Origin of the sequence: Corallococcus caeni (assembly GCF_036245865.1) — a bacterium.
Lineage (GTDB): Bacteria > Myxococcota > Myxococcia > Myxococcales > Myxococcaceae > Corallococcus > Corallococcus caeni.
Genome location: NZ_BTTW01000002.1, coordinates 19699 through 35624 on the forward strand (window position 1 = coordinate 19699; position 15926 = coordinate 35624).

The window sequence follows — 15926 nt, forward strand, 5'->3', positions numbered from 1 at the left end:
TGTCGTTGTCCTAGATGCCGCCGAGCTGCACGCCCGGGTGTGCCGCACGCAGTTGCACCAGCGAGGCCAGGCAGCTCTGCCACTCGCCCTTCGCCACGGAGCCGGTGAACTCGCCCAGCACGGGCGCCACCACGCGGGCGAAGCTCTCGTCTTCCAGGCCCAGGTCGCGCACCAGCTCCACCACGCGGCGCTTGGCCACGCTCGCGGACAGCCGGCGCTGCACGTCGCCCTCACGCGCTTCCTTCGCGCGCCCGGGCGGCAGGCCGAACAGCATGCGCCGCAGGAACGTGCGCAGCGCCTCCACGTCGCCAAAGCGCGTGGTGCCGCCCGCCTCGCGCTCGTCCTTGCCGCCGCCCGCGGGCTTCCAGCCCTCCGGCAGGTGCAGGGGCCGGTGCTTCTCCCAGAGCAGCCGCACCGCGAACAGGCCCACCTCGCGGTCCGCGCTCTGCATGAGGCCGGACAGCCGCTCCGCGCCGCCCAGCCGCGCGTAGTGCCGGCGGATGAGCTCCACGGCCACCTCGCGCGTGCTGCGCTTGGTGGACTCCGTGAGCGCGAACACCTTGCCCGCGTCCAGCTCCTCCGGCTGCAGCGTGTGGCGCGCGTCGGCGCCCGGCTCGCCCGCGTTGAGCAGGGCGTCGTAGGCCAGGTTGCGGATCTCCTTCGCCTCCGAGTCCGCCAGCTCGTACACCCGCGTCTGGTAGCCCCAGGCGCGCAGCTCCGAGCGGGCGATGGTCAGCGCGAAGCGGCGCACGTCGTCGCGCGCGTCGAACAGGGCCGGCCACAGCCGCTCCGCCGAGTACGCCTTGCGCGGCGCGCGGGGGCGCAGCTCGTAGGACTTGGACTCCGGCTGCTCCGGCCCGATGCCCGGGTGGTGGCAGCGCAGGTACATCTGCGCGAACGCGCGCACCGGCGGCGGCTGCTTCGCGCCCAGCGCCAGGTCGAACAGGCGCTCCAGGCCCGCGTCCGCGTCACCCGAGTCGCTGAAGTCCGCGGGCACCACGTTCGCCAGCAGGTAGCGGTGCGCGAAGTCGTGCAGCTCCGGGTCCGCCCGCCGCGCCAGCGCCAGCAGCCAGGGCACCGTGAGCTGCCGCGCGGTGAAGAGCTTGCGGTTGCCGAGCAGCTCCAGCGCCGTGCCGCGGAACTTGCTGTTGAAGACGAGCGCCTTCACCCGCTCCACGTCCAGGCCCGGCAGGCTGTCCGCGCGGGTGAGCCACTGCGCCGCCTGACGGCCCAGGCGCGGGTGCGCGACGAGGTCCAGCACCCACTCCGGCCCGATGTCCGCGACCTTGTAGGTGGACAGGGCCTTCATCGCCACGTCCTCCACGATGCGCTGGCGCGTCGAGCGCTGCTTCGCCTCCGTGAGCGCCACCTTCCAGAAGTCCGCCGGCATCTCCCCGGCCGCGTACTTCGTGGCGACGTAGCCCTTCGCCCAGTCGAGCTGCTGCTGCTTGCCCCAGAGCAGCTCGCGCAGGAAGTCGTGCGTGAGCTCCGCGCGGTCGAAGGACTGCTCCAGCGACTTCGCCGCGAACGCCGCGGTGGGCTTGGACACGAGCAGCCGGCCCAGGAGCGGCAGCCCCAGGTCGCGCGGCTTGTGCTTCTCCAGCGCGGCGGCGGCGAACTTCTGCACGTCGTCCTCGCCCTTCTCCACCAGGTCCGCCAGCCGCTCCGGGGCCAGGTCCTGCGCGTGGCCGCGCGCGTACTCGATGGCGTAGGCGCGGGCCTTGTCGCTGGGGGAGAAGAGCAGCGCGAGCACCGCTTCGTGCAGCCCGGCGGCGCGCAGCTTGCCCTGGTGGAACTCCGGCGAGCCCTGGAGCGTCTCCACCAGGAAGTCGTGCGCGCTGCCCAGCGGACGGCGCGCCAGCCGGTCCAGCCACGCGGGCGTCACCTTGCGCAGCGCCTCCGGGTGGTCCTTGCGCAGGCCCTGGATGGCGAACTTCGCGGCCGGGTCCGACTGGCACGTGTCCAACAGGCGCATCAGCGCGTCCGGCGAGCGCTTCCACGCGTCCGGATACATGCGCTGCTTCACCATGTCGTTGGGCGGCTGGATGGCGAAGCGCGACGCCGAATAGCCCTTGCTGTTGTGCGCCCAGACGTGGTGCGCCACCCAGCACTGCGCCCACGTCGTCTCCGGCTCGTAGTGCCGAAGCACCTCCACCGCGAACTGCGGGTAGAGCTCCGGCACGGCCGCGCCCAGGTGGCGAAGGAAGCGCCACGCGCGGCGCTGGAGGTAGGTGAGGGTGCCGCTGCCCACCTCGCGCTGACGGCGCCGGCCGCCGCGCTCCGTGTCGAAGCGCCACGCCAGCGCGCCGAACATCTCCGCGTCGTGGCGCGCTTCGGACAGCTTGTAGATGCGCTTGAGGCCCGCCCACAGGCCGAACTTCAGCGGCGCGTCCTTCACCAGCGTGACGAGGGCGGCGCGCGCGGGCTCGGTGTTCTTTTCGTACAGGGACACCAGCAGGTCCGCGAGCGCGAGGCGCGGCGGCTGCGGCACGTCCTTCTGCGCGAGGAAGCGCTGCCACGCCTCATGCGAACCCTGGCGGCGGCCGGGCTTGTCGCCGCTCGCGCGGGCCTGCTCCAGCAGCTGCTTCAGCGCGTCGAAGGAGAGCGCGCCCTGTGGCAGCGGCGCGTCCGACGTGCGGTCCGGCTGGTCGAGGAAGGCCAGCACGGACTCGGCCAGGTCTGGGGCTTCCGCCCTGGCCAGACGTTCGAGGTCTGCTGCGCTCAGCGCGTCGCTCGGGGTCATGGGGTGTGGGGTTTAGCACAGCTCCCTCACACCGCGAGGCATGATGGACCCGCCTCGTCACCACGGCAGCGCGGGCACCTCCACCTCCTGCACGTCCTGCACGGTGCCCGCGCCCACCGTCACGTCCTCGCGGAAGGACAGCCAGCGTCCCTCACGTTCTTGCAACACGAGAAGCGTGTAGGGCCCGGGAGGGACGAGGACCCAGGTCCCTGAGTTGTGAATCAGCGGCGGGAGCGCCTGTTCGCGCAGCCACCGCACCTCCGTGGCGGAGGCCGATTCGGGCGGCGCGGGGACCCGGCCGGGGAGGAGGTATGAGGTGCCCTGCCTGCCGCGCTCGCTCCAGCGCAGCTTCAGCTTGAGCCCCGTCGTCGTCAGCGGCAGGTCCACCCGGTTGACGCGACGTGGCTCGACGTGCACGACGCGAGGCACGGCCCTGCCGGTGTTCCCGCCCGCGATCTTCACCACGTAGTCGCCCGGGGCCAGGTCGCGGAACATGGCCACGCCGTCGCTCGCCGGGGCGAGGCGCTGCTCGTCCGGGTCCGCCTTCGAGACGGCCGCCAGGACGATCGACGACGGACGGCCCTGCGCGTCCCGCGCCGAGACCTCCAGGCGGGTGGCGGACGGCAGGCGCAGCTCGAGCGTGTCCTCGGTGGGGCTCAGCGTGCGGTGGAGCGACGCGTGCTCCGCCTCCTGCACGGTGAGCACGTACGGCCGGGACTCCACCGCGGGGAGCTGGAAGGTGCCATCCGGGCCGGTGAGGACGTCCGCGAAGGAGCTGGAGTCCTCCGCGTTGCGGGCGTCGTCCAGCGGCAGCGCCAGGGAGACGGACACGCCGGCCAGCGGGGTGCCGGTGGCGTCGTCCACCACGCGGCCCTTGATGACGCGGCCCACGTCCACGCGCACGGTGCCCAGGTCCACGTCGCGGCCCACGGGGACGTCCACGTCGCGCTGGGTGAGGGCGTGGCCAGGCACCTCGAAGGTGAGGTGCTGGGGGCCGGGCTCGTCCACGTAGACGGTGAAGGCGCCCCTCGGGTCGCGCACCGCTTCCTCGTTCACGGTGAAGCGGGTGATGGGCGTGCCGTCCTGCTTCACCAGCCGGCCGGTGACGCGGCCCTGGAAGGCCATGACGATGCGCACGTCCATGTTCCCCGCGCGGGCGATGACCTTGGGGCCCTGCTGGTCCTCCAGCCACCGGTGGATGCGTTCGCTCATCTGCTCAGGGGTCTCGTCGTCCGGGCCCTCGTCGAGGCTGTCCTTCTTGGGTGGCCGGGGCAGCGCGTAGCCCGGCTTCACCGCCTCCAGCTCGTAGTCCCAGTCCCGCGCCAGCGGCTCCAGGACGAAGCGGCCGTCGGGGCCCGTCTTCGCGGTGAGCGGCGAGAACGAGCGGCCGCCGCTGGCCTCGTCCTCCTTGGCGGTGGCGTCCACGGCGACGTCCGCCAGGGGCCGGCCCTCCGCGTCCACGACGATGCCGCCCACGCGGCCGTCCAGGTCCAGGCGCAGCGCCAGCTCCACGGTCTCCGAGCCCCGCAGCACCACGCGGTCGGGCATGAGGCGCTCGTAGCCGCCCGGGTTGGCGCGCATCCACACGAGATAGGTGCCGGGCGGCAGGCCCTGGATGGCGAAGTGGCCGTCCTCCCCGGTGGAGCCCGCGAAGGTCCTGCGCTCGGCCTCCTCCTCCTCTTCGCTCGAGCCTTCGGAGGGGGCTTCGTCCACCTCCTGCTTCACCAGGGAGATATCGACCTCGTTGACGGGCGTGCCGCGCGAGCTGGTCACGGTGCCGCGCACCGTGGCGCCCGTGTCCAGGGCCAGCTTCAGGCCGGACGTGGGGGCGCGGACCTGGAGCTTGCGCGGCAGGTAGCCCTCCGCTTCGACGGTGAGGGTGCCGGAGACGGGCTCGTCCAGCTTGATGGCGAAGTGGCCCTCCGCGTCGGAGGTGGCGTCGAAGGTGATGGGCGCCTCGCGGGGCGGGTGCATCATGATGTGCATGCGCGCGATCACGGGCGGAGGCGCGCCTTCCGGGCGCTTCTGTTTCGGCGGACGCAGCGACAGGGAGACGTCCGCCAGCGGCTTGCCCGCGGTGTCGGTGACGTGGCCCTCCACGAGGAGGGCCGGGGCGAGGACGAACTCCAGCGGAGGGCCCCCGGCGGCCACGGTGCGGACGGCGGTGAGGTCCAGCAGCCGGTCCGCCACCACCTGGAAGGTGTAGGTGCCGGCCTGGAGCGGGCCCAGGCGCACGCGGCCGTCCGCGTCGGTGGTGCCGAGCGGCTGGAAGATGGGCGAGCCGTAGTGCTCGGCGATCTCACTCGGGAGGTCGGCGTTCACCTCCGCGTTGGCCACGGGGTTGCCGGCGGCGTCGCGCACGGTGGCCTCCACGAAGAAGGAGGTGCCCAGGCGCAGCGTCACCTGGGCCTCGCGCTGGTCCTCCGTGACCTTCACCGTCTCTCGCGCCTGGAGGCCGCCCTGCTCCGCCTCCAGGGTGTAGTCGTCGGGGGACAGGCCGTCGAAGGTGAAGCGCCCCTGGGCGTCGGTGGTGGCCACGTGGTCGCCGCCGACTTCCGTGACGGTGGCGCCCGCGACGGGCTGCTCGCCGTCCACCACCGTGCCCACGATGCGGCGGGGGGCGAACATCACCACGTCCGCCACCATGGGGCCCGTGGCCAGCTCCTGCTCCCACACGGGGAGCCTTCCCGGGTGGAAGGCGAGGAGGCCGTAGGTGCCCGCGTCAGGCAGGGGGCCCACGGAGAAGCGGCCGTCCGCGCCGGTCTTCGTCTCGAAGTAGCGCGCCGTTCCGGTGTGCAGCACGGTCACCTGGACGTTGGCGAGCGGGGCGCCGTCCTCGTCCACCACGCGGCCGGTGACGGGGTGGCTGGACTCGAGCTCCAGCGTCACGTCCCGGGTGCCGGTGACGACGTCCTCCTGGAGGCCGGCGCCGTGCGGACCCAGGGCCCAGAGCGTGACCTTTCCCCCGGGCAGGTCCTCCAGGGTGAAGGTGCCGTCCGACGCGGAGGTGGTGCGTGACAGGACGAAGGCGCTGCCCCGGTGGGCCTCCACCAGCTCCCGGACCCAGCGGGAGGCGGAGACGGAGGCGCAGTCCTCCGAGAGCAGGGAGACGCCGGGCGAGTCCGTGGCGTCGCACGGCAGCTCCGACAGGGTCTCCCCGGGCAGGCCCACGGAGGCGGACACTTCCATGCCGGCGACGGGGTGCCCCTGGAGGTCGACGACGCGGCCCCGGACCTGGAGGGCGCCCTGGGGCGGCGCGGGCGGGGTGGCGGGGAGCTGCCGGCGCGCGGTGCGGGGGGGCGGTGGGGGCGCGGGGGCGGGCGGGGTGGGGCGCAGCCACCAGAAGGCTCCGGCTCCGAGGAGGAGCAGCAGCACGACCCCTCCGATGACCACCGCCGACGGCTTCCGCATGGCGCCCCTCCAGGGTGGGCGACTGTAGCAGCAGCGCTGACGCAGGCCTCAGGGGCGGGCGGCCCGAGCCCTTGCTTCAGGGGAAGCGGAGGAAAAAAGCAGGCCCTGAACCAAGGTTTTCCGCGGCCGACGTATTGAAGGCGAGGTGGGGATGCTGGGGGCAGAGCCGCCGGTGTCCAAGGGCTCGGAACGCAGAGCGGACCGGGCAGAGGGGGAAAGGGTTTCGGGGGTCGATCTTCCGGGACTCAAGGTTTCTGGCAGTCGACGTTTTGAAGGAAAAGCAGGACGGACGCGGGTCTTTGGGGGCCGCATCCGGATGAGGGGGACCCCTCGGGGGAGGGGTTGAGTTACTGGGAGCGCGTCGAGGGGGCGCGCTCCCAGTATTTTTTTGTGCGCCGAAGTTCGCCGCTTCCCTAGCCGCTGGAGACCACCCGCAGGGGTTGGGACGCTTCGCGGGAGGGCTTCGTGGCGCCGGGCAACTCCAGCACGTGGGCGCCTTCCGCTTCGAACTGCTCGCGCAGCCACGGGTGGCAGGTGAAGGCGATGACTTGGTGGTGCTCCGCCAGCCTCGCGAAGAGCCGCACCGCGCCCCGGGCCCGCTCCGGATCGAAGTTCACCAGCACGTCGTCCGTGATGAGCGGCAGCGCGCCCCGCGTCTCTCCGAAGTCGCGGATGACGGCGAGCCGGAACGCGAGGAACAGCTGTTCCCGCGTGCCTCGCGACAGCTGCTCCGCGCTCCAGTCCTTTGCCCCGTCGCTCACGCGCAGCTCCCGAGCGTCGCCCGCCGGGATGAAGACGCGGCGGTAGCGTCCCGCGGTCAGCTCGGAGAACAGCTCGCTCGCCAGCTGGATGACGCGGGGCTGCTGCTCCTCCTCGAACCTCCGGCGCGCGCGCCCCAGCAACGCCAGCGTCAGCCGGTCCGCCGCGTAGCGCGTGGCCAGCTCCGCGGCCTTCGCCCGCAGCGTCTCCTCCTGGATGCGCAGCCGCGACACGCGGTCGTCGTTCTCCCACTGCGCCAGCTGCGTCTTCAGGCTGCCCTGCTCCGTGAGCACCGCCTTGTGCCGCTCGCCTTCCGCGCGGTGGCGCTCGCGCAGCGTGGCGAGCTGGTCCTTCAGGCCCGCCTCGCCTCCCGCCGCGTGTACCTCCTCGCGCGCCATGTTCTCGCCCAGGCCGGTGAGGGCCTGCACCCGCTGGCCATGCTCGCGCACCCGGACCGTCAGCTCCGCGTACCGGCGCGCCTGCACCGCGCGGCGGCGGAAGGTGGCCTCGTCCTGGCACCCCCCTTCCGTGAGCAGCGCCTCCCACGCCTGGTCCTCGTCCAGCACCAGCTGGTCCAGCCGCGCCTTCTCCGCCAGCAGCTCCCCGCGCTGACCGTCCAGGTGCCGCTGGTCCGCTGCCCGCGAGCGCACCTCCTCCAGCGCCACGGACACCCGCGCGGCCACCGTCTCCGCCGGGCCCGGGGGCAGGTCCGCCGCCCGCGCCTCCTGGAGCAGCCGCGCCGTCACCGCGTCACAGGCGGCCTCCGCCACCGTGAACTCCTCTTCGTCCGTGCGCAGGTCCAGCAGCCGCTGCCGCAGCGCCGCGGCGTCGCGCCACAGAGTCAGCGCCGAGGCCGCGGAGAGGGCCTCGGGGAAGCGGCGCGCCACCAGGAACGCCACCCACTCCTCGCGCAGCACCTCCCCGCGTTGATCCGCGCGCAGCCGCGCCTCCTCCACGCGCTGCTCCTCGCGCACCGCCGCGTCCCAGGCCGTGCGCAGCGTGTCCTCTTCCCGCAGGAGCAGCTCGCGCCGCTCGGCCTGCGTCAGTTGCTCCGCGAGCAGCGCCTCCTGCGCGGCCAGGTCCGCCAGCGAAGCGCCCGGGGAGAGTCCCGCCGCGCCGGACGCGTGCAGCAGCTCCCGCTGGAGCAGTTCCTCGCGCGCGCACATCGCCGCCTGCACCGAGCGGAAGCGCTCCTCCTCCTGCTGCCGCCAGCGATGCCGCGCCGCCTGCGCCTCCAGGCTGGCGTGCCGTGCCGCCTCCACGCGATGGCGCACGAGCAGGAGCAACCCCACCAGCATCATCCCGCCCGCCGCGCACAGCATGCCCACCGTCACGTTCGCGACCCACGCCGCGAGCCCCGCGAACCCCATGGCCACCACCGCCGCCGCCACCACCCACGACAGCGGCAACAGCGAGCGCAGCGGCACCGCGTCCGTGGGGGCCCGCACGCCGTCCATCTGCCGGCGCTGCTCCAGGCGCTGCTCGGCCAGCCGCTCCAGGTCCCCGCGCACCGCGCGCATCCGCCCCACCGCCGCCTGACGCTGACGCACCTGCGCGGGCCGCGCCTCGGGCAGGGACTCCACCTCCGTCCGCACCCGCGCCAGCGCTGTCTCCAGCCGCGCCCGCTCCTCCCGCGTGCGCGCCTGCTCCACCTCCACCTGCGCGAGCGCCGAGTCCGCCGCGTCCAGCCTCGCCGCGAGCGACTCCAGCTCCCCGCGCGCCCGCGCCCCCAGGTCCAGCGCGAGCAGTCCGCCCGCGTCCACCGCGAGCCCCAGCTCTCCCAGCGACTGCTCCAGCTGCCGCCGCCGCGACGTGAGCGCCGCCCTGCGCGCGGGCAGCGCGCGCAGCTGCTCCGAATGCCCCGAGTACGTCGCCAGCGCCGTGCGGAGGGACTCGGCGCGCTCGCGCACGGGCCACGGGGCCGCCAGCCGCTCCCGCGCTTCTTCGATGGGCATCAGCCGCTCATGCAGCTGCGCCTGCTGGGCCCGGTACGTCTTGCGCCGCTGGAGCACGTCCTCCAGCCTCGTCTCCGCGCCCGGCGGGAAGGTGTCCAGCACCGGCAGCGTGGCCAGCTCCGCCCGGTCGCGCGCGAGCACCACCAGGTCCCCCAGCGCGGACTCCAGCCGCGCGGCGTGGTCCAGCGCGTGCTCGGTCTGCTTGCGCGCCACCTCCAGCGCGTGGCCCTCCGCGATGCGCTCCGCCAGCCGGTCGCGCGTGGAGAAGTAGAGCGCGGGCCGGTCGCCCGCCTCGCGCAGCGCCTGCTGCACGTCCTCCAGCTCCTTCATCACGCGGTTCAGCTCGGGCTTCTGCCCGCGCGGTGCGTAGAGCCCGTCCGCGTCCTTGCGCAGCCGCTCCACCGCCTCCGGCAGCCGACGCGCGCCCTGCATGCCCGCGGCGAACAGCGCCTCCGACACGCCGCGCTGCTGCGCGAGCCGCTGGAAGGAGGACAGCTCGTCCAGGCGGAAGGCGAACACCTCGAAGAACAGCTCGCGCGGCACGTCCGCCAGCGCCTGGTCCAGCAGCGTCTCCGGCAGCGGCTGCCCCTCCGGGCTGCGCACCGTGAGCGTTCCCTCCGACGCGCGCTTGCCGCCGTGGCGGTGCACCACCAGCGGGCCGGACGCCGTCTCCAACCACAGCTCGCCGCCGAAGAGCGCGCCCTCCGGTTCGTAGCGCTCCGGCTGGCCGCGCTTCTCGAAGCCGAACAGCACGCCGCGCAGGAACGCGAGCAGCGTGCTCTTGCCCGCCTCGTTGGGCCCGTACAAGAGCGTGAGCCCCGGCCCCGGCGTCCCCGAGTACCCCCGGAAGTGCCCGAAGCCGTCCACCTGGAAGCGGTTGATGCGCAGGCCCGGCTTCATGATGCCTCCTCGTGGAGCTGCTCCACGCCGCGCTGCCCGGCCTGCGTCACCAGCTCCGGCCGGGGCGCCTCCAGCGCGTCCACGCCCAGCCGCTTGAGCCGCTGCCCCAGCGTCGTCAGGTCCTCGTCGTCCCACAGCGACGCGAGCGCCGCGTCGTCGTGCGACAGCGCCTGCGCTTCCTCCAGCAGCGTGCCCAGGAAGCCGCCCCCGGCGCGCACCGCCTCCAGGTCCACCTCCGGCCGGCTGCCATCGCGCAAGGACTCCAGCAGCACCGGCGGGTGCGCCCGCGCCAGCCTCTCGCGCAGGTCCGCCTCCAGCTGCGACCTCGCGCCCGGCCGCGCGAGCTCCCGGTGCAGCGGTCCGCGTCCGGCCAATGTCAGGCGCACCGCGTGCCCGTCGAAGTCCTCCGCGCAGCGCGACTCCACCACCTCCGTGGCCACCGCCTGGAGCATGTCCAGCGACGTGATGCCGGACAGCGGCACGTCCAGCCGGTGCCAGCGCACGCGGTCCACCGGCACGAACCTCCGGCGCGCGACGCCGTCCTCCACGTCCACCACCACGCAGCCGCGCTCGCCCGTCTCGTGGACGTGCCGGCCCTGCGGGTTGCCCGGGTACACCGCCACGCCGCCGCCGGGCAGCAGGTGCTCCGCGCGCGTGTGCACGTGGCCCAGGGCCCAGTAGTCCAGCCCGCCCGCCGCCAGGTCCGCGGCCGTGCAGGGCGCGTAGTTGGCGTGGCCCGCGTCGCCGCCCAGGTTCGCGTGCAGGAGGCCCACGCTGAAGTGCTCGCCGGTGCGGCGGAAGCGCGCGGACAGGTTCTCGCGCACCTCCACGTCCGGATAGGACACGCCCTGCACGTGGCACAGGCGCCGGCCCTCGCGCCGCACCTCCACGTCCTCCCACTCCGGGCCGAACACCTTCACCGACGCGGGCAGCCCCAGCGCGCCGGTGTCGCCGCTCAGCGGATCATGGTTGCCGTGGACGATGAAGGTCTGGATGCCCGCGCGGTCCAGTCGCGCCAGCTCCGCGCGCAGCGCGAGCCTTGCGCGCACCGAGCGGTCCTTCACGTCGAACAGGTCCCCGGCCAGCAGCAGGAACGTCACGCGCTCGCGCAGGCACACGTCCACGATGCGCGCGAGGGCGTGGAAGGTGGACTGCTGGAAGCGCTCCAGGAGCGGGCCGTGCGTGGCCACTCCCCGGAACGGCGTGTCCAGATGGAGATCCGCGGCGTGCACGAAGGAGAAGCGCATCGTGCGGGCACCGTACCCGAGTCCCGACGCCTACCCGACTTTCCCACCCCGAAGGGTGATGCACCGGTGGACACAGGGGACGTCCTGGGGTCGCACGCGGAGTCCACCGGTGGAAACCCGGCACGTTGGACGTACGTCCAACCCCCTTGCGCTTCGCGCGAAGGCAAGCGTCGGCGCCCTGCGTTTCGCACGACGCGCGGGCACCGGTCCTCCCTCCAACCTCGCGAGGTTCCTGGAGTCCCGCGCCCGCTGCCCCCCGGTACGGTGGCTGCAATCCGTCAGGGGCCATGAGACCCGTCACCTCCTGGCTGCCCTGGCTCCCGTTCCTCCCCGCGCTGCTGCTCGCGCCGAGCGCCCACGCGCAGGCCGAGGAGCGCCCCGCGCCGCTGGCCTTCGCGGACTTCTCCTGGCTGCCCGGCAACGCGGGCGCGAGCGAGAAGCCGCTCAGCTTCGGCCCGTTCACCGGCGAGTTCCGCCTGGACACGGCGTACCACTACAGCTTCAACCGCCCCCAGGACGACACGCTCTCCGGCTCCAGCGAGGTGTTCCGCCACGGCGAGGTGCAGGTCACGCAGCTCGGCATCGGTGGGGACTTCCTCTACAAGAACGTCATGGGCCGGCTGATGACCCAGTTCGGCATGTACTCACGGACCACGCCGCGCAACGACGCGAGCGCCTCGCGCGGCCAGTGGAACCTGGACGACGCGTACCGCTACGTCTCCGAGGCCTACGGCGGCTACCACTTCGAGGCGCTGCGCGGCATCAACCTGCAGGCCGGCATCTTCATGAGCTACATCGGCTTGTGGAGCTACTACAACGCGGACAACTGGACCTACCAGCCGTCCTACGTGTCGTCGAACACGCCGTGGTTCTTCAACGGCGTGCGCGCGCAGATCTTCGTCAGCGACACGCTCAAGATTGAACCGTGGCTCGTCAATGGCTGGCAGTCGTATGGCCGCTTCAACGACGGGTACGGCGTGGGCGGGCAGGTGCTGTGGCGGCCCACGGGCTGGCTGTCGGTGGTGGGCAACCAGTACTACGGCTCGGACACGCTGGGGAACCCGGGCCGCAAGCGCGTGCACACCGACGACAGCGTGATGGTGAAGTACCTGGACACGCCGGGGGGCTTCGTCACGAAGGCGGCGGCGTCGCTCACGCTCGACGCGGGCTGTGAGTTCGGCGGCGGCATGGACTGCGGGTCGCAATACTTCCTGGGCTTCATGGCGTACCACCGCGCGTGGTTCCTCCAGGACCGGCTGGCGTTGACCGTGGGCGGCGGCGCCATCACCAACCCCGGGCGCTACCTGGTGCTGCTGCCGCCCATCAACGGGACGACCGCGGCCTCCGGCACGCCGTACTTCACCGCGAACCCGGGCGACCGCTACCGCGCCTGGGACTTCCAGGTGGCCGCGGACGTCATCCCCCAGCCGTTCATCACCTTCCGCGTGGAGTTCAACCACCGCGCCGCCAACGTGCCGTACTTCTCCGGCCCGGGAGGCGTCACGCCGCCCGGTGGCAACCAGGGCGCGCCCGGTTCGCTCGTGGACGGCTGGAGCCCCGACCTGGTGAAGACGGAGAACCGCCTCACCGGCGCGTTGATGGTGAAGCTCTGAAAGGGAAGGGCGCGGGCGTGGCATCGCCCGCCCGCGCCGTCCCGAGGTCTCGATGCATCGGCCTAGCGGGTGGTCTCGTTCCCGGAGCCACCCGTGTTGCCGCCCGTCCCGGTGGTGTGGCCGCCGCTGGACGAGCCCATGTCGCCGCCGGAGCCCGGCGTCATGGAGCCGCCGGTGTCGCTGCCGGTGGTGCTGCCGGAGCCACCCGCGCCCTGGTCCATGCCGGAGCCGCCCATGCCCGCGTCACCGGCGCCGCCCATGCCCGCGTCACCGGCGCCGCCCATGCCCGCGTCACCGGCGCCGCCCGTGCTCGGTTCCATCGTCGAACCCGTGCTCGGCTCCGTCTTCGGGCTCGTGCTCGGGGTCGTCGGGCTCGTGTTCTGCTCAGACCCCGTGCCCATGCCGGCGCCCCCGGTGCCTCCCGTCCCACCCTGCTGGGAGCTGGAGCCGCCCATGCCTTCCTTCGAGCGCTCCTTGCTCTGACACCCGGTCAGGGTCATCGCGCCCGCCACCGCGCCCAGCACCACCCATCGCGTGAAACCCTTCATGTCGAACCCCCGTGTTGGTTGTGACGAACCCAAGGCTGGGGGTGGGGCGTCGCGGGAGCATCGTCCGGAGGCTGCACGCCGCCGGGCCGCCCGCCCCGCGAGGGGTGGAGTGAGCGCTCGCCGGGCCGCCCGTCCCAACACGGCACTTCACGCTTCGCGGCGCAGCACGAGCAGCGCGTACTCCAGGCCTCCGTCGAGCAGGCCCTGTTGCAGCCACAGGTGCTCACGCCGGGACTCCGCGCGCACGGCGTTGAGCGCGGCGCGCAGGTTCTTCGCCTCACCGGAAGCACAGGCCATGTGCTCGTGGATGAGCAGCTCCGAGCTCAGCGTCCAGAAGCCCACCGCCCGCGCGGACACGTCGTCGTGCGCCTCCAGCTCCAGGCCCGCCTCGCGCGCGTCGGCGAGGAACGCGGTCACGCTGCCCAGCTGCTTGCGCCACGCGTCCTCGGACGGGTGCACCGCGTTGGGGCGCACCCAGAAGCAGTCCGCGACGGCCAGCAGTCCGCCGGGCTTGAGCCGGGCGTGCACGCCGCGCAGCCACTCCGCCCGGGGCTGGGCGCAGGTGTGCTCCACGGCGATGACGGCGTCGTAGCACTCGCGGCTTCGCGGCGGCTCGCCCGAGCACAGCCGGGGCTGCACGCGCGAGCACATGCCGGCTTCGTGCACGAACCTGCGCACGTGCTCCAGGTGCGTGGGCACGGTCACCATCGTCGTCACCCGCGCGCGGTGCTCCTGGGCCCAGTACAGCGCGTTGCCGCCCAGGACGCTGCCCGCGTCCAGCACGTCGCCGCCGTCCGGGAAGGGACCCATGGCGCGCGCCAGCTCCGCGAGCAGCGTCTCCTGCGAACCCCGCAGGCGCTCCATCAGCTCCGGCCCCGGAGTGCCGGGCGGGGGCAGCCGGTCCACCAGCCCCGTGTGGCCGTACACCCGGGGGCCATGGCCCTGGCGCACCAGGCCGCGCGCGGCGAGGGCCTCCTGGTACGTCCACACGTCGCACGGCGTGAGCGGAGACGGGTCCGCGCTGGACGGGGCCACCACTTCGTTCGCGTCCCGCCCGCGCGCGAGCGGACCGGACAGGGGCGCGATGAGGGCGCTCAGGGGCTTCATGGGTACTCCCGGGGCAGCAGGATGCGGAGCAGGGCGCCGCCGCCCGGTCCGTTGTGCCGGTGCAGCAGGCCGCCGCTGGCGCGCAGCAGGCACTCGCTGGTGTAGAGGCCCAGCCCCGTGCCCTGGGACTTGGTCGTGTAGAGCTCCTCCGCGGGCGCGTTGAGTCGCTCCGGGGGGAAGCCGGGGCCGTCGTCTTCGATCTCCACCTCCAGGCGTCCGCTGAGCGGCTCGGTGCGCGCGCGGATGAAGACGCGGGACGCGCCCTGTTCGCCGTTGCCCTCGCAGGCGTTGACCACCAGGTTCTCCACCACCCGGCGCAGCGTGAGCGGTCCGCCGCGCAGGAGCGCGCGAGGGGGCCCGTGCGGCTCCAGCTCCACGTGGATGTCCACGTAGGGGAAGCGCAGGGACACCTGGGCCTGCACGGACTCCAGCACCAGCCCCAGGTCCACGGCCTCCGGCTCCGTGCCGGCGAAGCGGCGGCTCTTGGCGCGCACCTCCTTCACCATCTCCTGGAGCTGCCGCAGGCTGTCCTGGAGCTGGCGGGCCTGGTCCTCGAAGCCGCTGCGCGCGAGCAGGCCGCGCTGCGCGCCGAACGCCTTCATCATGTCCGCGGCGGTGCCGGCCTCGTGCAGCGCCTGGTCCATGCCCTCGTGGTGGCCCAGGATTTCCGCCATCGCCTGGGTGAGGCGGCCCACGTCGCGCTCCTGCTGCTCCACGAGCTGCGCGTGCACGGCGGCGCGCAGGCGGTCCGCGTCCGCGCGGGCCCGGTCGTAGCGCACCGCGAGCGCGCCCAGGTACAGCTCCGCCAGCAGCGCGGCAGGGCCCACGACGGCCAGGAGCACCACGTGCTGGGCGCTCCGGGCCAGGGGCAGGGCGCCCAGCAGGGCCGCGAGCGTGCCCACCGCGAGGAAGGGCTCGCGCCAGGTCACCCGGTAGCGCCGGCCATGCACGGCGGCGGTGCCGATGAGCAGCACGCCGAAGACGAGCGCCCCGGGGAGCTCCGCGAGCGCCATGAGGCTCGCGAGGAAGAAGTGCAGCAGCGCCAGGCCCGGCAGCCACGCGAGCCAGCCCCCCGCGTTCACGCGTCTGCGGCGCGCGAGCACCCAGGCGAAGGCGACGCGGTGGACGGCGCAGGGCAGGAAGCACGCGAGCGCGGGCGTGGGGGGCACGGAGAAGAAGGGGTGGACGCCGGGCGCCCACGCGACGACGCCCACGAGCGCCGAGCCCCGGAGGAGGAAGCCCGCGAGGGGCCGCGCGCGCAGCGAGGAGAGGAGCCGGCCCGCGTCCTGGGAGCGCATCCAGCGCCGGAAGGCGCTCACGCCACGGCACGAGGACACGGGCGGGGACTTCATGCGCGCGCACCGGTGCGGGCCCGCGACGCGGTGGCGAGGGCAGGGTGGTGCCCGGACGGATGCGGGTCTCCGCGATGTGGACGCATGCTGGTCAACCCCCCGGCACCAGGCGCAGCCCTCGACAGGGAGAAGCAAAGTGCGGAGGGGCGGGTCCGGTCAAACGCGGGGGCACGGACACTGTTGGCCAGTCCGCCGACCCTGGCCTGGGGGGCAGGGAGGCGCGGAGCGCGGTGGATTCCCCCTGTCCGGAACGACAGTGCTTGGGAGGGTGCGCGGGGCGCGATAGAGGGG

At 73.6% G+C, this 15926-nt stretch carries 8 protein-coding genes; 1 reads left to right on the top strand and 7 read right to left on the bottom strand.

Annotated elements, in window-relative coordinates; genetic code table 11:
* Window positions 1-10: 10 nt before the first annotated feature.
* The 4 genes from AABA78_RS08070 to AABA78_RS08085 all read right to left on the bottom strand — a co-directional run bounded on the left by AABA78_RS08070 (window position 11) and on the right by AABA78_RS08085 (window position 11015).
* Complete coding sequence (locus AABA78_RS08070; protein ID WP_338262404.1) at window positions 11-2743, bottom strand: hypothetical protein; 2733 nt, start codon at window positions 2741-2743, stop codon at window positions 11-13.
* Window positions 2744-2800: 57 nt separating this feature from the next.
* Window positions 2801-6154, bottom strand: coding sequence for a carboxypeptidase regulatory-like domain-containing protein (locus tag AABA78_RS08075; protein ID WP_338262405.1), 3354 nt, complete (start codon window positions 6152-6154; stop codon window positions 2801-2803).
* A gap of 413 nt (window positions 6155-6567) precedes the next feature.
* Window positions 6568-9768 carry an AAA family ATPase gene (locus AABA78_RS08080; RefSeq protein ID WP_338262406.1) on the bottom strand — a complete coding sequence of 1067 codons (3201 nt, stop codon included), beginning with the start codon at window positions 9766-9768 and terminating at the stop codon, window positions 6568-6570.
* Complete coding sequence (locus AABA78_RS08085; protein WP_338262407.1) at window positions 9765-11015, bottom strand: metallophosphoesterase family protein; 1251 nt, start codon at window positions 11013-11015, stop codon at window positions 9765-9767. The genes AABA78_RS08080 and AABA78_RS08085 overlap by 4 nt, the downstream gene beginning before the upstream one ends.
* 287 nt (window positions 11016-11302) lie before the next feature.
* Here AABA78_RS08085 and AABA78_RS08090 point away from each other — a divergent pair, with 287 nt between their 5' ends.
* The gene (locus AABA78_RS08090; protein ID WP_338262408.1) at window positions 11303-12628 is read left to right on the top strand and encodes an outer membrane beta-barrel protein; all 1326 of its coding nucleotides are present in this window, start codon (window positions 11303-11305) and stop codon (window positions 12626-12628) included.
* Between the two features lie 62 nt (window positions 12629-12690).
* Here the strand turns inward: AABA78_RS08090 and AABA78_RS08095 are convergent, their stop codons facing one another.
* The 3 genes from AABA78_RS08095 to AABA78_RS08105 all read right to left on the bottom strand — a co-directional run bounded on the left by AABA78_RS08095 (window position 12691) and on the right by AABA78_RS08105 (window position 15635).
* Window positions 12691-13176, bottom strand: coding sequence for a hypothetical protein (locus AABA78_RS08095; protein WP_338262409.1), 486 nt, complete (start codon window positions 13174-13176; stop codon window positions 12691-12693).
* Between the two features lie 147 nt (window positions 13177-13323).
* Complete coding sequence (locus AABA78_RS08100) at window positions 13324-14283, bottom strand: SAM-dependent methyltransferase (RefSeq protein WP_338262410.1); 960 nt, start codon at window positions 14281-14283, stop codon at window positions 13324-13326.
* Window positions 14280-15635 carry a sensor histidine kinase gene (locus AABA78_RS08105; RefSeq protein WP_338262411.1) on the bottom strand — a complete coding sequence of 452 codons (1356 nt, stop codon included), beginning with the start codon at window positions 15633-15635 and terminating at the stop codon, window positions 14280-14282. The genes AABA78_RS08100 and AABA78_RS08105 overlap by 4 nt, the downstream gene beginning before the upstream one ends.
* Window positions 15636-15926: the final 291 nt, after the last annotated feature.